The organism is Pseudomonas sp. CIP-10 (genome assembly GCF_020911845.1).
GTDB lineage: Bacteria > Pseudomonadota > Gammaproteobacteria > Pseudomonadales > Pseudomonadaceae > Aquipseudomonas > Aquipseudomonas alloputida.
Map to the genome: position 1 here is coordinate 5,232,509 of NZ_CP087160.1, position 24,518 is coordinate 5,257,026.

Genomic DNA, 24,518 nt, shown 5'->3' on the forward strand with positions numbered 1-24,518 from the left:
CAAAAACGCGCTCTCAGCGCCCGCTGCGCCGCTCCGCCCGTGCCACCCGCTGCGCTTCTTCGTGCGCCTCATGCAGCACCTCCTGCACATACAAAATGTGCCGGCTGGACACCTCTCGCGCATCTTCCGCCCTGCCCTCGACAATCGCCAGGTACAGTTCCCGGTGCTGACTGATCAGCATGTCCCGGGTTTCGGTGCGCTGCTGGTACATGCCCCCGATGTTGGTCACCACGTTGCGTTTGAGCAGGTCGAACAAACCCCGGATGGTGTGCAGCAACACCGCGTTATGGCTGGCCTCGGCGATCGCCAGGTGGAAGCGCGCATCAGCCGCGCCCTCCTCCGCACGGGTCACCTCATCGACCCTGGCATAGCAGTCCTGCAGCGTATCGAAGGCCGCCTTCAACCGTGCCCGGTCCGGCTCGGTGGCACGCTGGGCAGCGTAATAGGCGCAGGACGCCTCCAGGGTATGGCGGAACTCGAGCAGGTCACGCTGCGCTTCGGCACTGTGCTCGAGCAACTGCAGCAACGGGTCGCTGAAGGTGGACCCCAACGACTCCGCCACAAAATTGCCCCCGCCCTGACGGCTGACCAGCAGCCCCTTGGCCACCAGCTTCTGGAACGCCTCACGCAGTGACGGGCGGGACACACCAAACTGCTCGGCCAGGACGCGCTCGGCCGGCAGCCGCTGCCCCGAGGTCAGCGTGCCTTCCAGAATCATCCCTTCCAGCCGATCGACAATGTCGTCGGACAGGCGCCGTTGGCGTACCTGATCAAAAACCATCACATGCTCTCCACAAACCCCCGGCAAATTTCAGGGGGTGCCTATTCTCGCCGATCCAGGCCACGCAAACACCCATCAAGCCGCGATTTTCCGAGCACATCAGACGCCCGCTCATCGGCACGCGACCAAAGTTTTGCACGGGACAAATTGACACACCCACGGCAGCGCTTTTAACCTAGCGTCCAGCCATTGTAAATTGGTCTTACCAATTATCCAATGCCAGTGCCTGACCAACAACAATTAGGGGCCACCCCATATGCAAACCTGGCAACAACTCTATAGCCCGCTTGGTAGTCTTGGCCTGTCCGCACTGGCGGCGGTCATCCCTATCGTGTTCTTCTTCCTGGCCCTCGCCGTGTTCCGCCTCAAGGGCCACGTAGCGGGCAGCATCACCCTCGCGCTGTCGATCCTGGTGGCGATCTTCGCCTTCCAGATGCCTGTCGACATGGCCCTCGCCGCCGCGGGTTACGGCTTCCTCTATGGCCTCTGGCCAATTGCCTGGATCATCGTTGCCGCGGTGTTCCTGTACAAACTCACGGTCAAGAGCGGCCAGTTCGAAGTGATCCGCAGCTCGGTGCTGTCGATTACCGACGACCAGCGCCTGCAAGTGCTGTTGATCGGCTTCTGCTTCGGCGCCTTCCTCGAAGGTGCGGCAGGCTTTGGCGCACCGGTGGCCATCACTGCCGCACTGCTGGTGGGCCTGGGCTTCAACCCGCTGTACGCTGCCGGCCTGTGCCTGATCGCCAACACCGCGCCAGTGGCCTTCGGCGCCCTGGGCATCCCGATCATCGTGGCCGGCCAGGTCACCGGTATCGACGCCTTCCACATCGGCGCCATGACCGGCCGCCAGCTGCCGCTGCTGTCGCTGTTCGTGCCGTTCTGGCTGGTGTTCATGATGGACGGCCTGCGTGGCGTGAAGGAAACCTGGCCTGCCGCCCTGGTCGCTGGCCTGAGCTTTGCCGTCACCCAGTACTTCACCTCGAACTTCATCGGCCCGGAACTGCCAGACATCACCTCGGCACTGGCCAGCCTGATCTGCCTTACCCTGTTCCTGAAAGTCTGGCAGCCCAAGCGTGCGTTCAGCGAGGCCAAAGGCAGTGTCGGCGCAGCCGTTGTGCAGCCAAGCGGCAGCCAGCCTAGCCCGTACAGCTTTGGCGAGATCTTCAAGGCCTGGTCGCCGTTCCTGATCCTCACCGTGCTGGTCACCATCTGGACCCTGAAGCCGTTCAAGGCGGCTTTCGCTCCGGGCGGCGCGATGTACAACTTCGTGTTCAACTTCGCCATCCCGCACCTCGACCAGCTGGTGATCAAGACCGCACCGATCGTTGCCGCGCCGACCGCCATGCCAGCGGTGTTCAAGCTGGACCCGATCTCCGCCACCGGCACCGCGATCTTCCTCTCGGCGCTGATCTCGATGGCGGTGCTGAAGATCAACTTCAAAACTGGTCTTACCACTTTCAAAGAAACCTTCTGGGAACTGCGCTGGCCAATTCTGTCGATCGGCATGGTGTTGGCTTTTGCCTTCGTCACCAACTACTCGGGCATGTCCTCGACCATGGCCCTGGTGCTGGCCGGTACCGGCGCCGCGTTCCCGTTCTTCTCGCCGTTCCTCGGCTGGCTGGGCGTGTTCCTGACCGGCTCGGACACCTCGTCCAACGCCCTGTTCAGCTCGCTGCAGGCCACCACCGCGCACCAGATCGGGGTCAACGACACCCTGCTGGTGGCAGCCAACACCAGCGGCGGCGTAACCGGCAAGATGATCTCGCCGCAATCGATCGCCGTGGCCTGCGCCGCTACCGGCCTGGTCGGCAAGGAATCCGACCTGTTCCGCTTCACCGTCAAGCACAGCCTGTTCTTCGCCACCATCGTCGGCCTGATCACCCTGATCCAGGCTTACTGGCTGACCGGCATGCTGGTTCATCACTAAAGTGAAAGGGGCCGGGCGCCGTCGCGCGCCCGGCACTCCCACAAGCAACGCTGCGAGAATCCATGATCATTTCTGCCTCTACCGACTATCGCGCCGCGGCCCAACGCAAGCTGCCCCCCTTCCTGTTCCACTACGCTGACGGCGGCGCCTACGCCGAGCACACCCTGCGCCACAACGTCTCGGACCTGGCCAGTATCGCCCTGCGCCAGCGCGTGCTGAACAACATGTCCGAGCTCAGCCTGGAAACCAAGCTGTTCGACGAAACCCTGAGCATGCCGGTGGCCCTGGCCCCGGTCGGCCTCACCGGCATGTACGCCCGCCGTGGCGAAGTGCAGGCCGCACGCGCGGCCGCCGCCCATGGCATCCCGTTCACCATGTCGACTGTGTCGGTGTGCCCGATCGAAGAAGTGGCGCCCGCCATCAACCGGCCAATGTGGTTCCAGCTGTATGTGCTCAAGGACCGCGGCTTCATGCGTAATGCCCTGGAGCGGGCCAAGGCCGCCGGCGTCAAGACCCTGGTGTTCACCGTGGACATGCCCGTACCCGGTGCCCGCTACCGCGACGCCCACTCTGGCATGAGCGGCAAGAACGGCCCGCTGCGCCGCGTGCTGCAAGCCATGACCCACCCCGAGTGGGCATGGGACGTGGGCGTGATGGGCCGCCCGCATGACCTGGGCAACATCTCCAAATACCGTGGCAACCCCACCGGCCTTGCCGACTACATCGGCTGGCTGGGCAACAACTTCGACCCGTCCATTTCCTGGAAGGACCTGGAGTGGATCCGCGAGTTCTGGGACGGCCCGATGATCATCAAGGGCATTCTCGATGCCGATGACGCCCGCGATGCGGTCAAGTTCGGTGCCGACGGTATCGTGGTGTCCAACCACGGCGGCCGCCAGCTCGACGGCGTGCTGTCTAGCGCCCGTGCCCTGCCGGCCATTGCCGACGCGGTCAAAGGTGACCTGAAGATCCTGGCCGACTCGGGCATTCGCAGTGGCCTGGACGTGGTGCGCATGATCGCCCTGGGTGCCGACACCGTACTGATCGGCCGCGCCTTCCTCTATGCCCTTGCCGTGCATGGCCAGGCCGGCGTGAAAAACCTGCTTGAGCTGTTCGAAAAGGAAATGCGCGTGGCCATGGTGCTGACCGGTGCCAAGTCGATCAGCGAGATCACCCGCGACTCGCTGGTACGCGAACTGGGCGCCTGAACGCCTGCAAGAACCACCGCCTGAATGACCCGGGGCATGTAGCGCACAGACGCCACAGCCCCGCGAGGAGACTGCATGAGCCTGCCCGCCGCGTTCCTGCGTGATGCCGAGCGCCTGATCCCCGCCGAACGCCGCTTCGACGACCCCACCTCCACCCTGGCCTTCGGCACCGACGCCAGCTTCTACCGCTTGATCCCCAAGCTGGTGGTGCGCGTCGAGTCCGAGGACGAAGTGGTCGGCCTGATCAAACTGGCCCAGCGCGAGCGGGTGCCGGTCACCTTCCGCGCTGCCGGCACCAGCCTGTCTGGCCAGGCCATCAGCGACTCGGTGCTGATCGTGCTCGGCGATAACTGGAACGGCCGCGAAATCCGTCGCCAGGGCGAGCAGATTCGCCTGCAACCCGGCGTGATCGGCGCCCAGGCCAACGCCTGGCTGGCCCCCTTCGGGCGCAAGATCGGCCCCGACCCGGCCTCGATCAACGCCTGCAAGATCGGCGGCATCGTCGCCAACAACGCCAGTGGCATGTGCTGCGGCACCGCGCAGAACACCTACCACACCCTGGCGGGCCTGCGCCTGGTGCTGGCCGATGGCACCCGCCTGGACAGCGAAGACCCGGCCAGCGTCGCCGCCTTCGAAAGCAGCCACGCCGAGCTGCTGGACGCTCTGGCCCGCCTTGGCCGCGAAACCCGCGCCAACACCGCGCTGGCCGAGCGCATCCGGCACAAATACCGGCTGAAGAACACCACCGGCCTGTCACTGAACGCACTGGTGGACTACGACCAGCCGCTGGACATTCTGCAACACCTGCTGGTCGGCTCCGAGGGCACCCTGGGCTTCATCAGCGCCGTCACGTACGACACCGTGCCCGACCACCCGCACAAGGCCAGCGCCCTGCTGGTGTTCCCCAGCGTCGAAAGCTGCTGCCGCGCGGTACCCGTGCTCAAGCAGCAGCCGGTCTCGGCCGTGGAACTGCTCGACCGCCGCAGCCTGCGCTCGGTGCAGAACATGCCCGGCATGCCGCTGTGGGTAAAAGGCCTGTCGGACAATGCCTGCGCCCTGCTGATCGAATCCCGCGCCGCCAGCCAGAGCCTGCTGCACGAGCAACTGCAGCAGATCATGGCCTCGATCGCCGACTTCCCGCTGGAACAGCAGGTAAACTTCAGCGAAGACCCGGCCGTGTACAACCAGCTGTGGAAAATCCGCAAGGACACCTTCCCCGCCGTCGGCGCCGTGCGCCAGACCGGCACCACGGTCATCATCGAAGACGTGACCTTCCCCGTCGAGCAACTGGCCGAAGGCGTCAACCGCCTGATCCAGCTGTTCGACAAGCATCACTATGACGAAGCGATCATTTTCGGCCACGCGCTGGAAGGCAACCTGCACTTCGTCTTTACCCAGGGGTTCAACAGCGCCGAAGAAGTCGCCCGTTACCAGGCGTTCATGGACGACGTGGCGCAGCTGGTGGCGGTGGAGTTCGGCGGCTCGCTCAAGGCCGAACACGGCACCGGGCGTAATATGGCGCCCTTCGTGGAGCTGGAGTGGGGCCACGATGCCTACCAGCTGATGTGGAAGCTCAAGCGCCTGCTCGACCCCAACGGCATCCTCAACCCCGACGTGGTGTTGAGCGACGACCCGGATATCCACCTGAAAAACCTCAAGCCGCTGCCTGCCGCCGACGAAATTGTCGACAAGTGCATCGAGTGCGGCTTCTGCGAACCGGTGTGCCCGTCCAAGGGCCTGACCCTCAGCCCGCGCCAGCGCATCGTCATGTGGCGTGACATCCAGGCCAAGCAGCGCGCCGGCATCGATACCCGTGAACTGATGCAAAGCTACCAGTACCAGGGCATCGACACCTGCGCCGCTACCGGCCTGTGCGCCCAGCGCTGCCCCGTCGGCATCAACACCGGCGAGCTGGTGAAGAAACTGCGCAGCCAGGCCGCCGACCACGCTAAAACCGCCGACTGGCTGGCCGAGCATTTCCACACAGCCCTAAGCGGTGCGCGCCTGACCCTGACCGCCGCCAACACCGCACGCAAGCTGCTAGGCGCCCCGCGCCTGGGCCGCCTGAGCGCCTCGCTGAGCAAAGCCAGCAAAGGCCGCCTGCCCCAATGGACCCCGGCCATGCCGCAACCGCTGCGCCCGCTGGCCTTCGGCGCCACCAGCAACGACGCCCGCCCCCGCGTGGTGTACCTGGCCGCCTGCGTCTCCCGGGTAATGGGCCCGGCCTATGCCGACCGCGAGCAAAGCTCGTTGCTGGACAAAACCCGCGCCCTGCTGGAAAAGGCCGGTTACCAGGTGGTGTTCCCCGACAACGCCGACAGCCTGTGCTGCGGCCAACCGTTCGCCTCCAAGGGCTACCCCGAGCAGGCCGAACACAAACGCCAGGAGCTGATCACCGCCCTGCTGCACGCCAGCCGCGGCGGCCTCGACCCGATCTATTGCGACACAAGCCCCTGCACCCTGCGCCTGGTGCAGGACCTGGGCGACACCCGGCTGGACCTGTACGACCCCGTGCGCTTCATCCGCACCCACCTGCTCGACCGACTGGAGTTCACCCCCCAGGACGAACCGGTAGCAGTGCACGTGACCTGCAGCACCCAGCACCTGGGCGAAAGCCAGGCCTTGATCGACCTGGCCCGGCGTTGCAGCAAACAGGTGGTGATCCCGGAAGGCATTCACTGCTGCGGGTTTGCCGGTGACAAAGGCTTTACCACCCCCGAGTTGAACGCCCACTCGCTGCGCAGCCTGAAGGACGCCGTGCAGTATTGCAGCGAAGGCATTTCCACCAGCCGCACCTGCGAGATAGGCCTGTCGAGCCACAGCGGCATCGACTACCACGGCCTGGTGTACCTGGTAGACCGCGTCACCCGGCCACGCAGCCTCTAACGCGTTGATATAGGTGGGGAGCGCTGCGTAGGAGCGGGTTTACCCGCGAAGAGGCCGGCCCTGCTGGCCAACTTCTACCCGTCGTTCACCATTGCCGCCGCCACCGTATTCGCGGGTAAACCCGCCCCTACACCGATTGGTGGTGCCCACACATCGGTGGTTATACACAGCCCCCCCGTAGGAGCGGGTTCACCCGCGAAGAGGCCGGCCCTGCTGGCCAATCCCCACCCGCCGTCCACCGTCGCAGCCACCACCGCATTCGCGGGTAAACCCGCCCCTACACCGATTGGTGGTGCCCACACATCGGTGGCTGTACACAGCCCCCCCCCCCGTAGGAGCGGGTTTACCCGCGAAGAGGCCGGCCCTGCTGGCCAACCTCTACCCGTCGTTCACCATTGCCGCCGCCACCGCATTCGCAGGTAAACCCGCTCCTACACACAGATTGATGGTGGACACACGTCGGTGGTTGTACGAAGCCCGCCGTATCCGCGGTAAACCCGCGAACACCGGCAACGCCGGTGCCATCCCCACGTCAATATCGCCCCGCCACCATCCCGATTGAACCCCCGCCAATCCCCCGCAGTCCACCTTACAGGCCCACCTTCCAGAGGCCCCAGAGGAGACACCCATGAAAGGTACCGCACTTTCGGCCCTGTTCGCGGCCGCCACCCTGCTGGCTTCGCCGGTGTTCGCCGCCGATGACCTCTGCGCCGCCAACCTGCAAAAGATCGACGACAGCATGGCCACCGCCGGCGCCACTTCCGAAGGCCTGGACAAAGCCATCACCGAGCACGTCGACAAAGCCAAGGCCGCCCAGGCCTCGGGCGACACCAAGGAATGCATTGCCATTACCAGCAAAGTGCTGGAGCGCCTGGAAAAAACCGAGAAAGGCAGCGGCAGTAGCAGCGGCGGCGCGTGAGCCCAAAAGCGGGCGACTGGACCGGCTGTCGACGTCGCCCGCGCAATGGCGTATACTCCATCCCACGCGCCGTAAGGTGCGTTAGCCAAGAGCTAGTGCGGGGCCGATTAGGATTCGACGCCGGTAGCGAAACTCTAGGTGCATGCCGAGTTGGTAACAGAACTCGTAAATCCACTGTTGCAACTTCTATAGTTGCCAATGACGAAACCTACGGCGAGGAATCCTACGCTCTCGCAGCGTAAGTGACCTTTGCTTCTGGTAGCTTCGGCTCCAGCAATCACTAGGGGATGCCTGTAAACCCGAAATGATTGTCATACAGAACAGGATCGTCGCGTAGCACGTTGTGGGCGAAGTGACTAAAACTTACACAACTCATCCAAAGCACCCTGCCCGTCGGGCGGCTGCGGATTAAATCAGTAGACACGGCTAAGCATGTAGTACCGACAGCGGAGTACTGGCGGACGGGGGTTCAAATCCCCCCGGCTCCACCAAATGATCAAACAAAGACGTCCACGGACGTCTTTTTTTGTGCCTGTAACTCAGTTAAATCAATGACTTACAGCGCTTTTGAGGGCCATAGAGGTTTTTTGAGTTCCAGACGGTTTGGTATCCCAGGTGGTATCCCGGGCTACTCGGTGCTATTTTTAGGATACCAAAACGGTGCCGGAGGTAGCTCTCATGCCTACTCAAGCAACCCGTCTCTCCGACCGCCAGCTCAAGGCGGTCAAGGCAACTGGTAAAGATTTCGTCCTCAGCGATGGTGACGGTCTACAGCTTCGCGTCAGAGCCAGCGGCTCGATGATGTGGAACTTCAATTACCGCGAGCCGTTGACCAGAAGCCGTATCAACATGGCACTCGGTCCTTACCCCGACCTCTCACTAGCCAATGCTCGGAAAAAAGCTGTCGAGGCGCGCGAGCTGCTTGCCTTGGGTATTGATCCCAAAGTCCAACGTGATGAGGTAAGGCAAGCCAAGCTTGCTGAGACTGAGCACACCTTCGAGAAGGTGGCCACCGCCTGGTTCGAGCTGAAGAAAGACTCGGTAACCCCTGCCTACGCCGAGGACATTTGGCGATCGCTTACCCTTCACGTTCTCCCGAGCATGAAGACAACACCGCTTTCAGAAATCACCGCCCCGATGGTCATCAAAATCCTCCGCCCAATCGAGGCTAAAGGCAGCCTCGAGACTGTGAAACGATTGAGCCAACGACTCAACGAGATCATGACCTATGGGGTGAACGCCGGTCTGATACACGCGAATCCGCTCAATGGAATTCGTGCGGTGTTCAAGAAACCGAAGAAAGAAAACATGGCTGCGCTTCCACCAGAAGAGCTCCCCGAGCTCATGCTGGAGATCGCGAACGCAAGTATCAAGCGCACCACCCGATGCCTGATCGAATGGCAATTGCACACGATGACTCGTCCCGCCGAGGCGGCGACTACTCGCTGGGCAGACGTCGACTTTGAAAGGCGTGTCTGGACCATCCCGCCGGAGCGAATGAAAAAGCGCCGCCCACACAGCATCCCGTTGAGTGATCAAGCAGTCGCGCTGCTGCAATCACTAAAGACTCACAGCGGCCATCGCGAATACGTCTTCCCGTCAGATAGAAATCCACGTACCCACGCCAATAGCCAGACTGCCAACATGGCGTTGAAACGCATGGGGTTCCAGGATCGCCTGGTCAGCCACGGCCTGCGTTCGATGGCGAGCACCATCCTGAATGAGCATGGGTGGGACCCGGAGCTCATCGAAGTCGCACTAGCTCACGTAGACAAGGATGAGGTGCGCAGCGCCTACAACCGAGCCGACTACATCGAGCGCCGGCGTCCGATGATGGCTTGGTGGAGTGAGTACATCCAGAAAGCCGCGACCGGTAGCCTGCTCGCCTCAGCATATGGCCAAGTCAGAGACAAGCACGTATTGCCGATCCGCTGACCCGGCTACAAACGCAAGCTGACTGTTTTGGCGACAGCGGCGACAACGGCGCTACACGTTGAAATACGTGGGGTACAGAATGGCGACTGGTATAGCGACCGTCGCCAATTCTCCGTTCGCTCTGCGCTTGTCTGGCAAAGTCCCTGTGCATGGGAAGGCTCCGCATTCCCATGCACAGGGACTCGCATCAAGAAGGCGATAAACGGTCCATCGTCCACTCACCACCACTCACGGCTACCACTTTCCGCTATCGAATTTTGGCGCAATGAGCAGTGCCTAACTTGATTGACCCAGCCATCCAACCGGCGCTAGAAAGAAGCCTCGAAGCGCTGCCGCTGGCAGCACCCAGGTGACCCGAACCTTCAAGGTCACGCCGCTTTATGCGGTGGTTCTCCCAAGGGCGATTAGCATCCGGCAGCTCGCCCGGTCACCTTACTGGTGATGGGTGCTCTTTATCCTCATGGCCCTCGTGCGCCAGCTACACCGTACTGCGCTGTCCTGCAGCAACCTAATCGCTTGGCCGATTCTTGCGCCAACTTGCGCCCGTCTCTTTTTCCAGAAAAGAGACGGGCGCTCCTGACACAGCTGCAGCCCTGATCGCACATGGCTTTGCGGCAATCCCCCTCGTGACAATCGGCGTGACAAACACCGATGTCACCAGCAACAGCGCTGTAGATGATGGTGCCGCAGACCACGGAGTGGACTGCACCTGACTGACAGTCAGGCATGCCCCGGTCATCGCATTGCTGCTTGCACCTGGCTCAGGATCTCGCGGCGCTGGTCTCGTCACCCAGTGCAGCCTCCACCCGCCCACCGGTAACGGTGCTCAGGAGGCCAGATCATGAGATGCCCTGGCTCCTGGTCGTAAGGAGCCGTCAGTCCCGCGTCAGTGGACACCCTCACAGGCCGCAGGGGCCTTGATCCCTGATAACACTCAGCATTCTTGGCGGGATGACGTGGGGGAGATATCCGCAATTTATGGAGGACGGCTATGCAACTGCGCGAAGTACAAGGGCCACCACGCCCCTTGTTGGAACAGCAGATTACGCCCCTACCCTACCCGGTCGCGGTGCTGGGCGATCTATTGGGGCCTGCCGTGGAACGCATGGCCGATGTGATCGGCGTGCCCTGCGCCATGGCCGCGCAATCTGTTCTAGCCACGGCAGCTTTGGCCAGCCAGGCGCACGCCAATGTTCACCTCGACGGCCGAATTTATCCGTTGTCGCTGTACTTGCTGACAGTGGCCTGCTCGGGGGATCGCAAAAGCGCGGTGGACCATGTTGCTCTGCAGGCCGTGCGCGACTGGGAGAGACAGCAGTGGATCGCCTACGGCGAACAACTCAAGGCGCACCGAGCTGCACTGAGCCACACCGCGATGTCAACGACATCGAAAAAGTCAGCACAGCTAGCGCTGGACGCCCAACCTGAACCTGAACCTGTCCAACCAAGACTGCTCAGTGCTGAGCCGACCATTGAGGGCCTGGTCAAAAGCCTGTGCCACGGTTTGCCGAGCATGGGGCTGTTCAGCGATGAGGGCGGGCAGTTTTTGGGCGGCAGCACCATGAGCAAGGACAACATGATCAAGGCGATCACTCACTTGTCGACGCTGTGGGACGGTAGCCCGATTGATCGGTCGCGTGCGATGACTGGAGAAAGTCTGCGTGCCTATGATCGCCGCCTCAGCATGCACTTGATGCTTCAACCCCGCCTGGCAGACCGCTTGCTGCAGGACGCTGATATCAAAGACCAGGGCATCCTGGGACGCTGTCTGATCAGTTGGCCAGAGCGTCTGGTTGGACAACGACTGTACAAAGCCATCGACCTGACCCGAGATCCAAAGGTGCACCTGTACCAGCAGCGCATTGCCGCACTCATGCAGAAGCCTTGGTCACGCCATAAAGACGGCGGCCTCAACCCTGTAACTCTGGAGTTAAGCCCCCGCGCCCGCGAGGCCTGGATTGCCATTCACGACACCATTGAATGCGAGTCCGGGGAATTCGGCGAGTTGGTCAACGTGCAAGCTGCTGCGGGCAAAGCCGCTGCGAACGTACTACGCATGGCTGGCGTAATGGCGGTGGTTGAGGAGTGCACTGCCTTGGAAGAAGTGCACATTCAGCGCGCCTCTACGCTGATGGATTACTACCTGGCCGAGAACCAGCGACTGACTGAACAGGAGCCTCTTAATAAGCTTCGCGCAGAGGCCGACTGCCTGCTGCGCTGGTTGATAAAGAAGAACTGGCCACCGTTTCGCCTCCGCGACATCACACGCAACGGCCCTCGCTTTGCCCGTAAAAGCACGCGGCACACCTTCGAGTTATTGCTGCAACTGGTTGCCCATAACTGGCTGGACAATGACGGGGACATATTCGAGGTGCGCCATGTTCCGACTCAATGACGCCGTGCGCCGCTATCGGGCGCAACATGGCTCGCCGACCGAATTACGGTGTGTCGCCGCCAGCGTCACCACTTTGTCGCCATCTGCCAAGCGAGATGCGGCGGGTGTTGTCGCCACTGTCGCCACTGTCGCCACTGTCGCCAGTGCAACACCTGAGCCCATAGACCTGGCTCAGCTCATCGAGCAGTTGCAAGAGGAAGGGGCTCTGCTGCTGCACAGCGAAAATACCCTTTTCATCCGCCCAGCACACTGGGGACAGTTGGACAGCGTCAGCGCCCACTGGAAAGCCCTGCTGCGGCTTCTACAAACCAACGTTCAAGGTGAAGACAATGGCGCTGGTCGGTCGGCGTGACGGTCGCAACTTTGGCTATGGTCGCCAACTGAGCTATGCCGGGCGGCAGGCACTTGAGGATATGTTCGCAGGCGGCCACTTCGCCACCGTGAAAGCACACAGCGATCGCTGGCAAGCCTTCGTGCGCTGGTGCCGGTCAGAGCACGGTCCTGGTTACAACGATGCACGCCAGATTGATCGACAGACGCTGGAGGACTACGTCGCATACCTGCGCCAGCAGATCCACCAAGGCGAATTGTGCATTGCCACCGCGCAAAACCGCCTCAGCAGCGTTAACCGCACCCTCGCTGCGCTGCGCGGTGATCAGTACGTGAGAATCGTCAACCCGAGCCTGGCGTTGGGGCAGCAGCGCTGCGGCGTACGCATGCGTGCGCCGGACGGCCAAGATCTTCAACAAGTACGTTGCGTACTGCAGATGTTGGTTGAACAGAAGCACGAGCGGGTGGCCGCGATTGTCATGTTGGTCCGGACTACCGGTATGCGCCTGCGGGAAGCTATCCTCGCCGACCTACCACGCTTGCAACGCGAAGCCGAGCAACTGGGTCGAATCAATATCCAAGACGGCACCAAAGGCGGCCGCTCAGGAGTATCAGCGCCACGGTGGATCACTGCAACCGCAGAGGTGAGAGCGGCACTACAGCTCGCACGAAAAACATCCCCACCCGGTAGTCGCAACCTGTTAGAGCGCGCAGAAAGCTACGCTGCGTTCCTACGACAGAGCGTGCTCCCTGCCCGCAAAATACTTCATCAACACGGACTGAAGGGGTTCCATGAACTACGAGCGGCCTACGCTTGCGAGCGTTATGAGCAGCTCACGGGCTACTCTGCGCCGCTCAATGGTGGGCACTGCTATGATATTGAGCCTGCGCTTCATCGATCCGCACAGCAACAAATCAGCCTCGAGCTTGGGCACCACAGAGTTGATGTTGTTTCGGCATACATTGGTGGCCGGTCATGAGCAAACCGTTTGACATGGCTTTGTTCATGACCGGCATACTTACTGGATCGCAGGCCACACGGGAGCGACATCTCAAACACGCCCAGACGATGCAAAAAGCCATTCAGCAGCGCTGGCGGCGCGACAACCCATGGACCTGGCAGCTCAAACATGTCCGCTGGTTTCTCACTGAGCACCTGAAAGAACGCTCTCCCGCCACTCGGTACTACTATCAACTCACCGCTGCATTGATCTGGAAACGATTAGAGAGGAGAGGGATTAGGAGGGAGTTTTTCCATTGCTAGGAAGCTTTAAGTGATCAGAGGATAAGCAATGGGGGCCGGGATAAGCGCGAGAAGATTGTTCACTGCTCCCAGCGGCGGATGCTCGATGAATTGGTATCTACCAAGCCATCTGCGCGTCTAGACCAGACCTGCTGAGGGCCGCGTCTTCGATGACATGCCTTCCCTAATCGGCGATACTCCTTAGAATTTCAGCTTTTCCGCCCCCGTGGATAATCCACATCAAATCTCACTTTATACACAGGCAGTAGTGCGCAGTGATCACAGGTACAATCAAAACCCAAATCGATCAAATCTGGAACGCATTCTGGAGCGGCGGTATTTCCAACCCCATGGAGGTCATCGAGCAGATGACCTACCTGCTGTTCATCAAGCGGCTAGACGAGCTACAAACAGTTAAGGAAAAGAAGGCTGGACGCACCGGAAAGCCTATCGAAAATCCTATTTTCAATCAGTACCAATCCAATCTACGCTGGTCGCAATTCAAACTGCTCGGCGATGCAGGCAGCCTCTACACGCTGATCTCGGAAAAGGTATTTCCATTTATCAAGACCCTCGGCGGCGAGGATGGCCAGTCGACCTATGCCGCGCACATGAAGGACGCGCGCTTCACCATTCCTACCCCAGCGCTTCTTGCCAAGGTGGTGGACATGCTCGATACCATCCCCATGGAGGATCGCGACACCAAGGGCGACCTCTACGAATACATGCTCGGTAAAATCGCCAGCGCGGGGCAAAACGGCCAGTTTCGCACTCCACGTCATATCATCAAGCTGATCGTCGAGATGATGGCTCCGCACCCCGGTGATACCATCTGTGACCCAGCATGTGGTACTGCGGGGTTCCTCATTGCTGCAGCGGAGTACCTTGACAAGCACCACGGCGACAAGATCTACCACGACGCAGAGTCGGCCAAGCGCTATAACCACGACACGTTCCATGGTTTCGACTTCGACAGCACCATGCTCCGTGTCGGCTCCATGAATATGTTGCTTCATGGCGTGGAAAATCCGGCGATCGAGAATCGAGACTCATTGAGCGAGGGCCATGCCAGCGTAGAAGGACAGTTCAGCCTAATCCTCGCCAATCCCCCCTTTGCAGGCAGCCTTGACTACGAAAGCTGTGCCAAGGATCTGCAGCAAATCGTTAAGACTAAAAAGACCGAACTCCTATTCTTAGCGCTATTCCTTCGACTACTTAAAACAGGTGGTCGTGCGGCGGTAATCGTGCCGGAAGGGGTGTTATTCGGCTCCTCCAAAGCGCATAAAGAACTACGTCGAATGTTGGTGGAAGAGCACAAATTGGACGGAATAGTTTCCATGCCGTCCGGCGTGTTCCGCCCCTACGCAGGCGTATCTACTGCGGTACTGATTTTCACCAAGACCAACTCTGGCGGCACCGACAACGTTTGGTTCTACGACATGAGGGCCGATGGTTACTCACTCGACGACAGACGTAACTCACTAGATGCAGACAAACACGAGTGCAATAACCTGTCGGACATTCTAACTCGTTGGCAAAATCGCGATTCTGAAGTGGGCCGCAAGCGAACCGAGCAAAGCTTCCTGGTTAACAAAAGTGAGATTGCAGACAAGGAATACGATCTTTCGATCAATCGCTACCAAGAAGCGGTACAAAAACGGGTAGAATATGAGTCTCCGCTGAAAGTCTTGGCCGAGCTGAAGGCGCTAGAGACTGAAATTATACAAGGTGTAGCAGAGTTGGAGAGTATGCTTAAATGAGCCACCCCACTCTACCTTTGGGTCAACTGGCAGAAATCACCAGTGGCTTTGCATTTAAATCGGAGCTCTTCAACACAACAGGCGAAGGCCTCCCACTTGTCAGAATTCGAGACGTTATCAACGGAGCTTCAGAGACATACTACTCCGGAGACTATAGATCCGAGTACATTGTGGAGAACGACGACGCACTGATTGGAATGGACGGCCAGTTCAACTTAGCACGCTGGCGTGGAGGGAGAGCGCTCCTAAATCAGCGAGTATGTAAAGTCAAGGCTACTGATAGTCGACTTGAACAAAGCTATCTATTACATTTTCTCCCACCTGCTCTAAAAGGCATCGAAGACAAGACTCCTTTTGTCACAGTTAAACATCTATCTGTAAAAACGCTTCGTGAAATTGAAATTCCGCTCCCGTCTCTTTCCGAACAACGCCAAATTGCAGCAACACTCGATAAAGCGGATTTACTGCGGACCAAACGCAGTGAAACGATGAAAAAGTTTGACCAGCTTATGCAGTCCATATTCATGGAAATGTTCGGTGACCCACTGACCAACCCCTTAAACTGGCCAGTGCGCGACCTTGGCGAAATCTTGAGAGCCGGCCCTCAAAATGGCCTGTATAAACCATCAAAGGACTATGGTTCTGGAACACCGATTTTGAGAATTGATAGTTTTCGCGCCGGAGACATTATCAACTCCCTACCAAACAAACGGGTTAATCTTACCGAAATAGAAGTAAGAAAATATGAACTAAGACCTGAAGACATTATAATCAATCGCGTAAACAGCCCCGAACACCTAGGTAAATCCGCACTAATTGAAAAGCTGACTGAACCCACAGTATTCGAGTCAAACATGATGAGATTATCACTGGACACCACTGTGATTCGTCCCACATATTTACTAAAATACCTCACACAACAGTATGCAAAAGACCAGATCGCAAGCAAACGCAAAGATGCAATCAATCAGTCAAGTATCAACCAGGGAGATGTACAATCACTGCGGATAAACGTCCCACCGATACATCTGCAAGAAAAATTTGAAAAAGCCCAAACTCTAATTTCTCGAAAACTACTTGACGCAGCAGCAAGCTATAAATTAATGAATTTGCTTTTTGACTCACTCCAACAACAAGCATTTGCAGGGAAGCTCTAACCTATGTCCAATTTCCAGTACCTCGCCCCCGAATTCAAAGCCCTCCTTGAGCCCGCGAAAGGAGCCGAGGCACTGGTCTACTCAGACCCACGCGCCTGCTGCATGCGCACGCGCCACGCTCTAGAACAGGCAGTACACTGGCTATACGAGCATGACCGCGATTTGCACATGCCTTACGACCGAAGCCTTAATGCACTATTGAGTAACCGCGAGTTTGAAGATCTGCCACCACCGCAGGTACTGCAGAAGATGCGGCTAATTCAGAAGGCCGGTAATCAAGCGGTGCATGGCAGCAGCGCCATAAGCTTCGGCGATGCAATGAAGCTGGTGCGCGAGCTATTCCATGTTTTGTTCTGGCTAGCGCGCACCTATACACGCGTCAGTGATCCGAAAACGATTGCCGCCAGCTTTGACGAAAAGCGTGTGCCACAACTGGTCAGCACCAGCGATGCTGCGACATTCACTCGAGACGAGCTGAAGAAACAGGAAGCCACATTTAAGCAGCAGATCGACGAACAGCATGCCGCCCTAGAAAAACGCGAAGCAGCCATCGCGGAGCAGGCCGCAACTTTAGCCGAGCGTGAAACATTGCTGGCACAAGTCAATGCAGATCTCGCTTTGGCTCGTGCAGAACTGGCCAAGGCCAAGGCCAACAATATAGCTGTTCCAGACACTCACGACTATAACGAGGCCGATACTCGCCGACTCTTCATCGATGTGCTGCTACGCGAAGCAGGCTGGGAAGACGGCAAAAACCTTACCGTAGAAGTGCCACTAAAAGGAATGCCTAATGCTCAGGAAGAAGGGTTCGCCGACTATGTGCTGTGGGGCGCGGATGGCAAACCTTTGGCGGTCGTGGAAGCCAAGCGCAGCCTTATAGACCCAGATGTGGGTCAACAGCAGGCGAAACTTTATGCTGACTGCCTAGAAGCCGAGGAAGGTCAACGTCCATTAATCTTTTACACAAACGGCAACCATACATGGCTTTGGGATGACCGCCGCGCGCCTCCTCGCGAAGTGCAGGGATTCTATACTCGCGAAGAGTTGGAGCTCGCCGTACAACGACGTCAGTTACAAGTTGACGTCCAAAGCCTGGCTATCAACAAGAACATCGTTGAACGGCCCTACCAGCACCGCGCTATACGAGCCATGGCAGAGGCGCTCGCTAGCGGTCGCCGTGCCGGTCTGCTAACCATGGCCACGGGTACTGGCAAGACCCGTACAGCCATTGCCCTAGTAGATTTGCTAATGCGCGCAAACTGGGTCAAGCGCGTGCTATTCCTCGCAGACCGTGTAGCTCTAGTCAATCAGGCGGTCAGTGCTTTCAAGACCCACCTGCCGGATTCCAACCCAGTCAATTTAGTCACCGAGAAGAATGGTCAAGGCCGCGTATACTTATCTACCTACCCCACCATGATGGGGCTAATCGATGAAATGGAGGGTAAACAGCGCCGCTATGGCACAGGCCATTTCGATCTAGTGATTATCGACGAGGCGCACCGAAGTGTTTACCAAAAATACGGTGCGATATTCCGCTACTTCGACAGCTATCTAGTAGGCCTCACAGCAACACCACGCGACGAGGTTGATCGCGATACCTATCGCCTTTTTGGCCTGGAAACCGGCGTCCCCACCGACGCCTACAGCCTAGACGAAGCTGTAGCGGCCGGTTATTTGGTACCGCCCAAGGCCCACTCAGTGCCCATAAAATTCCTTCGCGAAGGTATTCGCTACGACGAACTAAGCGAAGAGGAAAAAGAACATTGGGAGTCATTGGATTGGGGCGATCGTGCTGCCGATGATGGCGACGCACCGACCGAAGTGCTAGCCTCTGAAATGAACAAATATCTGTTCAATGAAAGCACCGTAGATTTGATGCTGCAACATCTAATGGAGCACGGCCTAAAGGTGGATGGCGGCGAAAAAATCGGAAAAACCATAATTTTTGCAGCAAACAAGGCACATGCAAAGTTCATTGCGCGTCGTTTTGATCACCATTACCCGCAGTATAAAGGAGAGTTTGCACGCGTCATTGTGCATGGTGAATCCTATGTACAAACACTGATCGATGCCTTTGGTGCCAAGGACAATCGCCTACCGCAGATCGCCATCTCTGTAGATATGCTCGACACTGGCATCGACGTGCCTCAAGTTCTCAACCTAGTCTTTTTCAAGGCAGTGCGCTCAAAGGTAAAATTCTTACAAATGATCGGGCGCGGAACTAGACTATGTGAAAATTTATTCGCACCAGAAATAAATAAGTCAGAATTTTACATCTTCGACTTCTGCGCCAACTTCGAATACTTCAACGAACACCCGAAGGGTGCTCTAGGCGGCATGGCCGAACCCGTCGGAAAGCGCCTGTTCAAGGCGCGCTTGGATCTGCTCTCATTGCTTTCCGGCAAAGACAATCGCGCGCATGACGGCGCCGCCGGAGCCATTGGAGGCGATGACGGCTTAGCCAGCTTACGTCAGGGGATAACCGACGAGTTGCATGGGGAAGTCGCGTGTATGAACCATGACAATTTCATCGTGCGCACCGAACGTGAGTATGTTGTTCGATTCGCCGATCGCAACACCTGGAACAATCTTGATGACGCCGCATTAGGCGATCTGCGTGCTCACGTTGCTGGCTTGCCCAGCGAGAGAGAAGCTGAGCATATAACTGCCAAATTGTTTGATCTGCTGTGCCTAAATGTACAGCTGGCGATCCTACGTTCCACAGGTGACTTCATCACCTACCGAGACCGTATCCGCGAGCTGGCTAGCCAATTAGAGATCATGGAGAGTATCCCAGCCGTTCGTACCGAACTACCGCTAATTCAAGACCTGCAAACGGAAGAGTACTGGCAGGATATCAGCCTGCCGATGATTGAACAGGTGCGCCGTAGACTGCGTGGACTCATTCAACTGATTGAGCGTCGCGCGTCCAATCCCGTTTACACTATGCTTACTGACCAAATCAGCGAGTCGTCCCAAGTGGTGCTCAACGACTTCAGCACCGGAATCAACTTGGCCCAGTACCGCAAAAAGGTCGAAGCCTATATCCGCGCCAATGAAAATCATGTTGCTATTGCCAAACTCAAGCATAACAAGCCAATAACGCGAACCGACCTAGAAGAGCTAGAGCGCTTTGTTTACCAGTCCGAGCCAGTGGAAAGTCGCGAACGCTTCGTAGATTGCTTCGGTAGCGATAAACCATTGCCGTTGTTCATACGGTCTCTGGTCGGCCTAGATCGCAATGCGGCTTTAGAAGCTTTCGGAAGATTCCTTGATGGTAATCGCTATAACAGCCAACAGATCCGTTTCGTAGAAATGATCATAGAACGCCTGACTAAGCATGGGATCATCGAGCCGGGCCAACTCTACGAACCACCATTTACAGCGCATCACCATGAGGGGCTGGACGGAACCTTTAGCGACTCGGATGCTAATGAAATTGTTGCTGCTATAGCTAGAATCAATCTAATAGCAGCCGCGTGACGTAGCAAGACCTAGCGACTCATACCCGAGCTGCCATGTTCCCTCAGCCCTCCCGCTGCTGGCAGCTACGGTATGATCCCTCCGAATGTACAGCCCCCTGCGGAATGCTGCGACAGTCCAAATAGCGTCAGCTTGGCACCATTCAAAATGAGGTGTGAGAATTATCAGCTGATAGGTATTCCATTTAGTATCCCAATCCCAACACTCAAGTACAAAGTCATCATAAATATCAACTATATATTAAACTAATTCAAATCCCCCCGGCTCAGCTGCAGCCCCCCGATCCGGTAGGCTACCGCGACCGGCGATGGCAAAGGATATAACTACCCCAACTGCCCCCTAAACGCATCGTACGCCGATACCGGCAAGCTAATCCCCTTAAGAACCGCACGAGCATAAGCTTGCTCTTTCCCCTTCCCCGGCAAGTAAACCCCCAAGCCTTCAAGCCGAGCCATCTGCTCGCCCAACCTTAAAGCAAAGCACTCATCCAGCAACCTGGGCGCAATACCAATCACCAGCATCCCAGCCCCAGGCGATTCGCTACCAGCACGAAAATCCGCTGCATCCAGCGACCAATTGGCCCCCGTCACCCCCGCCGCAAGCACCTCAACCATCAACGCAATATTGGCCCCACGACCGCCCCCAAACGCCAGCAACGTCCCATGCAATGCCTCTCGCGCGCTGCGCGTTTCATTCCCTTGTGCATCAACCGCCCAGCCTGCCGGTATCGCCTCCCCCGCTTCAGCAGCCCGCAACAGGTTCACGTAGGCCGTGGCGCTGCTAGCTTGGTCAATCGCCAGTAACCGCCCCGTGTCACTGGCGGCGGCAAATGCGATGGGGTTGGTGGAGTACAGCGGCCGGCTCTGGCCGGCCACGGTGAGCAGCGGTGAGCCATTGGTGAACGCCAACGCGACCAGCCCCTCGCGCGCCAGGCGACGGGTGTAATAGCCCAACTCGCCGCAGGTGAACGCGTTGAACTGCGCAAACAGGGCGATACCCAGTTGATGCGCATTGCTGCACAGCGCTGGAAAGGCGCGATCGAACCCCAGTTGCGCGATGCCTCGGGCGGCGTCGCAGCGGATCATGGCCGGCGCGACCTGGGTCACGATGGGCTCGGCAGCCTTGGCGATTCGGCCGATGGCAAAGCCGCTGAGGTAGTCAGGCAAATGGCCGAAACCGACTTCGTGTTGGCCATGGGCCTGGGCTGATACGGTGGCGGTTGCAAGCGCCGTGGCCACGGCGTAGCTGGTGCCGTGGGCCAGGCACAGCTGCTGTGCGAAGGCGGTGGCATCGGTCAGCGACAGGCGCTTTTCGGGTTTGTCGTCGTCCATGGGGGCTTTGGTGCTCTCGGGTTGAAGGTGTGCCGCAGCCAGCGAACCTGCAAGGGCGGCGGTAGCCGCGAATGAACGATAACGCGTCATTCCTGAGAGATCGCGGTGCGTTCATTCGCGGTTAAAGCCGCGCCTACGGGATTTGATTGTCTTTACTGAATCATCCTCGGCTCACCCACTTTTGCAGCCTCGCGGTCCAGGCCAAACGAGGCGAGGATTTCTGCGATTTCGCCTGAGGCATGCAAGGCCTGGATGTTCTTGCCCAGTGCCTCGCCCAGGGCGGCGTTGGCCTTGGTGTACGGGAAGGCGCTCTGCCCGGGCTCAAGCGTGGCCTTGACCCGTTGATCGGGCTCGGACACCTTGATGCTCTTGCCGGGGTAGCCGCCCTTCTGCTGCGAAGACACGGCCACCGCGAAGCTGTCCGCGCCAACCTGGATGCGCCTGGACGCCAGGTCCTGGGCCATGGCCACGGGGTTTGGGTAGAGCACCAGGTTATCGCCAAAGGCTTTCTTCAAATCGTCCACCCACAGGTAGCCCTGCACGGTGCCGATACGCTTGCCATCCAGTTCGGAAATCTTCGTGTAACCCTCATCCGAAATGATGCCCATCACGTCCAGGTACAAGGGTGCCGACAAGCCCAACGCCTTGCTGCGCTCTGCCGTGCGATACCAATCACCGATGCCGACATCGGCGCGCTTTGCCACCACTGCCTGGACGACGGCTGCCGTGTCCACCACCATGGTTTTGACTTTGAGGCATTCGCGCTCGGCGATGCGCTTGATGATCTCGCCGTCCACGCCGCTCAACTGGTTGTTCGGCCCCGGTATCGAGTAAGGCGGGAAGACATACGCCGCCACGGTCAGCACACCCGGGGTGATGGTTTCAAACTGGTTCGCGGGGGTGCATTCGGCCAGGGCGTACGGGGTGCCGGCCAAGGTCGAGCACAAGAACATCCAACGGGTAAAACGCTTGAATGAGCGAGTCATGACGTCACCTTTGCAATAAGAGAGCAGCAGCCGAAATCGGCGCGAGTGGATTTGTTGTTATGGCTGGCTGGGGGCCAGTCTTTTTTCCAGCGCTGCCACCCCCAGGGTCGCCGGGGCGCAGACAGCGGCATACATCAAACCGGCCAGTATCAGCACCGGCATGTACTCGAACGTGGAAGAGCCAATGGAGGACGCCCGGCTGACAATTTCTGGCAGGGCGATGGTGAAACACAGCGACGAGGCCTGGAACATCATGATCGAGAACCCCAGCAGCGATGGCAGCGCCACCCGCAAGGCCTGAGGCAGGATCACAAAGCGCAGCGCGTCGAACCGGTTGAGGCCGATCACTTCGGCGGCCTCGGTTTGCCCTGCGGCCACCGACTCGATGCCACCGCGAATGATTTCACTGGTGTAGGCGGCCGTGCAGTACGCCATGGCCAGCGCAGCGGCCCAGAACGAGGTCAGGGTGAGGTTGACGCTGGGCAGGCCAAAGTAGAAATACTGCAGCAAGATCAACGCCGGTGCGCCACGCCCCAGTTCCACCACAACCAGGGAGGGGTAACGCAACCAGCGGCTCGGCGACGAAACGCCCAGTGCCAGCAACAGCCCCAGCACGACGCCCAGGCCCAGGCTCACGGCCGTGACCTGCATCGAAAGCACAAAGCCTTTCCACAACTCCGGCAACCATTGCATCCACATCGTCAGCAGTTCGCTCATCGGGCAATCCTCTGTTTCAACGTGGCCGACAGCCAACGAGAGAACAAGGCCACTGGCACGCTAAGCACCAAGTACACCACCGCCGCCGCGCTGTAGACGCTCAGGCCCTGAAAGGTTTGCTGTGAAACCTGGTAAGCCTGAAAGCTGATTTCACCAACGCCAATCGTCGAGGCCACGGCCGAATCCTTGAGCAGGCCAATGGCGTAGGTGGCTGAGGTGGGAATGGCGATACGCACCAACTGCGGCAACACCACATCGAAAAACCGTTGCGACGCCGACAGGTTAAGCACATAGGCGGCTTCGAACTGGCCGGCGGGAATTGCCGCGAACGCACCGCGGTACACCTCGGACATATGCGCCGCCGTGATCAGCCCCAGGCCAACCACCGCTGCGGTAAACGGCGACAGGCTGATATAGCCGCCACCGATGCCGAAGAAGATGAAGAACAGCCAGACAATCGGGGGGATTGAGCGCAGGGTCAGCACCAGCATGGCAGCCAGAATGCTCAGTACCTTGAACCTGGACATGCGCAGGGCACAGATGGGAAACCCCAGCACTACGCCGACACAGAATGCGAGCACGGTAACGGCAATGGTCCAGGGTATGCCGTTCAACAGCATCATCAGGATGTCTTTCATCAGCGATTCCTCACTGCCTGGAGGAACTGGATCACCCGTTCATGCTCGGGCTCGCGCATCACTCGCTGGCTCGGCCCGTGCTCGATGATGCGCCCGTCGGCCATAACCACCACCCGGTCGGACACGGTTTCGGCGAAGTGCATCTCGTGAGTCACGACAATCATCGACATGCCTTCGCCGGCCAGCTCTTTCATCACCGCCAGCACCTCCAGGCCCAGCTCGGGGTCCAGCGCCGAGGTCGGCTCATCGAACAGCATCAGCTCAGGGTCCAGTGCCAGGGCGCGGGCGATGGCGATCCGTTGCTGCTGGCCACCAGAGCAGCGCGCCGGATAATGCTGGGCCTTGTCAGCCAGCCCAACGCGTTCGAGCAGTTGCAAGGAGCGGGCGTCGGCTTCTTTGGCGCTGCGGCCCAAGGTGCGGATTTGCGCCAGGCTTACGTTGCGCAGCACCGTCAGGTGCGGGAACAGGTTGAACGACTGGAACACCATGCCAATGCGCCGGCGCAACTTCAGCAGCTCTGTACGGGGCAACGCCTTGCCAGCTTCGATGTGCACGCCATCCATGCTGACCCGCCCCTTGGTCGGTGGCTCCAGTTGGTTGATACAGCGCAGCAAGGTACTTTTGCCCGACCCACTGGGGCCGATAATGGCCACCACCTCGCCCTTGTTCATTTCAAAACACACGTCGTGCAAGACGGGGTATGGGCCAAATTGTTTATGAATGCCTTCCAGGCGCAAGAACGGTTCGGCGCTGGCCACCGGGCGCGGCGCCAAGGTGGGTGCGGTTTCGATCACAGTCATGCTGCTCATGGTTTTGCTCCAG

General features: G+C 58.9%; 18 protein-coding genes and 1 other RNA gene. 13 read left to right on the forward strand and 6 right to left on the reverse strand.

Annotated features, from left to right (window positions below; translation table 11 throughout):
• Positions 1-13: 13 nt before the first annotated feature.
• A complete protein-coding gene (locus LMH93_RS23630; RefSeq protein WP_230064654.1) occupies positions 14-781 on the reverse strand; it encodes an FCD domain-containing protein in 768 nt (255 codons plus the stop codon).
• A 256-nt stretch (positions 782-1,037) separates the two neighbouring features.
• On the opposite strand from LMH93_RS23630, the gene LMH93_RS23635 reads away from it, so the two are divergent.
• The 13 genes from LMH93_RS23635 to LMH93_RS23695 all read left to right on the forward strand — a co-directional run bounded on the left by LMH93_RS23635 (position 1,038) and on the right by LMH93_RS23695 (position 20,024).
• Complete coding sequence (locus LMH93_RS23635) at positions 1,038-2,708, forward strand: lactate permease LctP family transporter (RefSeq protein WP_003249910.1); 1,671 nt, start codon at positions 1,038-1,040, stop codon at positions 2,706-2,708.
• Between the two features lie 62 nt (positions 2,709-2,770).
• Entirely contained in the window at positions 2,771-3,916 is a 1,146-nt protein-coding gene (gene lldD / locus LMH93_RS23640; protein WP_014754483.1) for an FMN-dependent L-lactate dehydrogenase LldD, read from the forward strand.
• A gap of 75 nt (positions 3,917-3,991) precedes the next feature.
• Positions 3,992-6,802: an FAD-binding and (Fe-S)-binding domain-containing protein gene (locus tag LMH93_RS23645; protein WP_230064655.1), complete on the forward strand. Its 2,811-nt coding sequence runs from the start codon at positions 3,992-3,994 to the stop codon at positions 6,800-6,802.
• Positions 6,803-7,430: 628 nt separating this feature from the next.
• Entirely contained in the window at positions 7,431-7,721 is a 291-nt protein-coding gene (locus LMH93_RS23650) for a hypothetical protein (RefSeq protein WP_004576166.1), read from the forward strand.
• 99 nt (positions 7,722-7,820) lie between these two features.
• Positions 7,821-8,212, forward strand: a transfer-messenger RNA (tmRNA) gene (gene ssrA / locus LMH93_RS23655).
• 187 nt (positions 8,213-8,399) lie between these two features.
• Positions 8,400-9,656, forward strand: coding sequence for an integrase domain-containing protein (locus LMH93_RS23660; RefSeq protein WP_230064659.1), 1,257 nt, complete (start codon positions 8,400-8,402; stop codon positions 9,654-9,656).
• A 991-nt stretch (positions 9,657-10,647) separates the two neighbouring features.
• A complete protein-coding gene (locus tag LMH93_RS23665) occupies positions 10,648-12,051 on the forward strand; it encodes a YfjI family protein (protein WP_230064661.1) in 1,404 nt (467 codons plus the stop codon).
• Positions 12,035-12,403: a hypothetical protein gene (locus LMH93_RS23670; protein WP_230064663.1), complete on the forward strand. Its 369-nt coding sequence runs from the start codon at positions 12,035-12,037 to the stop codon at positions 12,401-12,403. The genes LMH93_RS23665 and LMH93_RS23670 overlap by 17 nt, the downstream gene beginning before the upstream one ends.
• Entirely contained in the window at positions 12,381-13,361 is a 981-nt protein-coding gene (locus tag LMH93_RS23675) for an integrase domain-containing protein (protein WP_230064664.1), read from the forward strand. Before LMH93_RS23670 ends, LMH93_RS23675 begins: the two co-directional genes overlap by 23 nt.
• Positions 13,358-13,645 (forward strand): hypothetical protein, encoded by a 288-nt coding sequence (locus LMH93_RS23680; RefSeq protein ID WP_230064665.1) that lies wholly within the window; start codon positions 13,358-13,360, stop codon positions 13,643-13,645. Before LMH93_RS23675 ends, LMH93_RS23680 begins: the two co-directional genes overlap by 4 nt.
• 254 nt (positions 13,646-13,899) lie before the next feature.
• On the forward strand, positions 13,900-15,384 hold the full coding sequence (locus tag LMH93_RS23685; protein ID WP_230064667.1) for a type I restriction-modification system subunit M: 1,485 nt from the start codon (positions 13,900-13,902) through the stop codon (positions 15,382-15,384).
• On the forward strand, positions 15,381-16,541 hold the full coding sequence (locus LMH93_RS23690) for a restriction endonuclease subunit S (protein ID WP_230064669.1): 1,161 nt from the start codon (positions 15,381-15,383) through the stop codon (positions 16,539-16,541). Before LMH93_RS23685 ends, LMH93_RS23690 begins: the two co-directional genes overlap by 4 nt.
• Before the next feature lie 3 nt (positions 16,542-16,544).
• On the forward strand, positions 16,545-20,024 hold the full coding sequence (locus LMH93_RS23695) for a DEAD/DEAH box helicase family protein (RefSeq protein WP_230064670.1): 3,480 nt from the start codon (positions 16,545-16,547) through the stop codon (positions 20,022-20,024).
• A gap of 323 nt (positions 20,025-20,347) precedes the next feature.
• Here the strand turns inward: LMH93_RS23695 and LMH93_RS23700 are convergent, their stop codons facing one another.
• The 5 genes from LMH93_RS23700 to LMH93_RS23720 form a co-directional block, all read right to left on the reverse strand.
• Positions 20,348-21,355 (reverse strand): Ldh family oxidoreductase, encoded by a 1,008-nt coding sequence (locus tag LMH93_RS23700; RefSeq protein WP_230065382.1) that lies wholly within the window; start codon positions 21,353-21,355, stop codon positions 20,348-20,350.
• A 152-nt stretch (positions 21,356-21,507) separates the two neighbouring features.
• The gene (locus LMH93_RS23705; protein WP_230064671.1) at positions 21,508-22,341 is read right to left on the reverse strand and encodes a substrate-binding periplasmic protein; all 834 of its coding nucleotides are present in this window, start codon (positions 22,339-22,341) and stop codon (positions 21,508-21,510) included.
• A 57-nt stretch (positions 22,342-22,398) separates the two neighbouring features.
• The gene (locus LMH93_RS23710; protein ID WP_004576157.1) at positions 22,399-23,058 is read right to left on the reverse strand and encodes an amino acid ABC transporter permease; all 660 of its coding nucleotides are present in this window, start codon (positions 23,056-23,058) and stop codon (positions 22,399-22,401) included.
• Complete coding sequence (locus tag LMH93_RS23715; RefSeq protein ID WP_047603381.1) at positions 23,055-23,696, reverse strand: amino acid ABC transporter permease; 642 nt, start codon at positions 23,694-23,696, stop codon at positions 23,055-23,057. Before LMH93_RS23715 ends, LMH93_RS23710 begins: the two co-directional genes overlap by 4 nt.
• On the reverse strand, positions 23,696-24,505 hold the full coding sequence (locus LMH93_RS23720) for an amino acid ABC transporter ATP-binding protein (protein ID WP_004576155.1): 810 nt from the start codon (positions 24,503-24,505) through the stop codon (positions 23,696-23,698). The genes LMH93_RS23715 and LMH93_RS23720 overlap by 1 nt, the downstream gene beginning before the upstream one ends.
• Positions 24,506-24,518: the final 13 nt, after the last annotated feature.

What these genes read in the sequence shown, in the direction of transcription:
- LMH93_RS23630 (WP_230064654.1), bottom strand. Translation starts at nt 781, where the DNA reads ATGGTTTTTGATCAGGTACGCCAACGGCGCCTGTCCGACGACATTGTC.
- LMH93_RS23635 (WP_003249910.1), top strand. Translation starts at nt 1,038, where the DNA reads ATGCAAACCTGGCAACAACTCTATAGCCCGCTTGGTAGTCTTGGCCTG.
- lldD (WP_014754483.1), top strand. Translation starts at nt 2,771, where the DNA reads ATGATCATTTCTGCCTCTACCGACTATCGCGCCGCGGCCCAACGCAAG.
- LMH93_RS23645 (WP_230064655.1), top strand. Translation starts at nt 3,992, where the DNA reads ATGAGCCTGCCCGCCGCGTTCCTGCGTGATGCCGAGCGCCTGATCCCC.
- LMH93_RS23650 (WP_004576166.1), top strand. Translation starts at nt 7,431, where the DNA reads ATGAAAGGTACCGCACTTTCGGCCCTGTTCGCGGCCGCCACCCTGCTG.
- LMH93_RS23660 (WP_230064659.1), top strand. Translation starts at nt 8,400, where the DNA reads ATGCCTACTCAAGCAACCCGTCTCTCCGACCGCCAGCTCAAGGCGGTC.
- LMH93_RS23665 (WP_230064661.1), top strand. Translation starts at nt 10,648, where the DNA reads ATGCAACTGCGCGAAGTACAAGGGCCACCACGCCCCTTGTTGGAACAG.
- LMH93_RS23670 (WP_230064663.1), top strand. Translation starts at nt 12,035, where the DNA reads ATGTTCCGACTCAATGACGCCGTGCGCCGCTATCGGGCGCAACATGGC.
- LMH93_RS23675 (WP_230064664.1), top strand. Translation starts at nt 12,381, where the DNA reads ATGGCGCTGGTCGGTCGGCGTGACGGTCGCAACTTTGGCTATGGTCGC.
- LMH93_RS23680 (WP_230064665.1), top strand. Translation starts at nt 13,358, where the DNA reads ATGAGCAAACCGTTTGACATGGCTTTGTTCATGACCGGCATACTTACT.
- LMH93_RS23690 (WP_230064669.1), top strand. Translation starts at nt 15,381, where the DNA reads ATGAGCCACCCCACTCTACCTTTGGGTCAACTGGCAGAAATCACCAGT.
- LMH93_RS23695 (WP_230064670.1), top strand. Translation starts at nt 16,545, where the DNA reads ATGTCCAATTTCCAGTACCTCGCCCCCGAATTCAAAGCCCTCCTTGAG.
- LMH93_RS23700 (WP_230065382.1), bottom strand. Translation starts at nt 21,355, where the DNA reads ATGGACGACGACAAACCCGAAAAGCGCCTGTCGCTGACCGATGCCACC.
- LMH93_RS23705 (WP_230064671.1), bottom strand. Translation starts at nt 22,341, where the DNA reads ATGACTCGCTCATTCAAGCGTTTTACCCGTTGGATGTTCTTGTGCTCG.
- LMH93_RS23710 (WP_004576157.1), bottom strand. Translation starts at nt 23,058, where the DNA reads ATGAGCGAACTGCTGACGATGTGGATGCAATGGTTGCCGGAGTTGTGG.
- LMH93_RS23715 (WP_047603381.1), bottom strand. Translation starts at nt 23,696, where the DNA reads ATGAAAGACATCCTGATGATGCTGTTGAACGGCATACCCTGGACCATT.
- LMH93_RS23720 (WP_004576155.1), bottom strand. Translation starts at nt 24,505, where the DNA reads ATGAGCAGCATGACTGTGATCGAAACCGCACCCACCTTGGCGCCGCGC.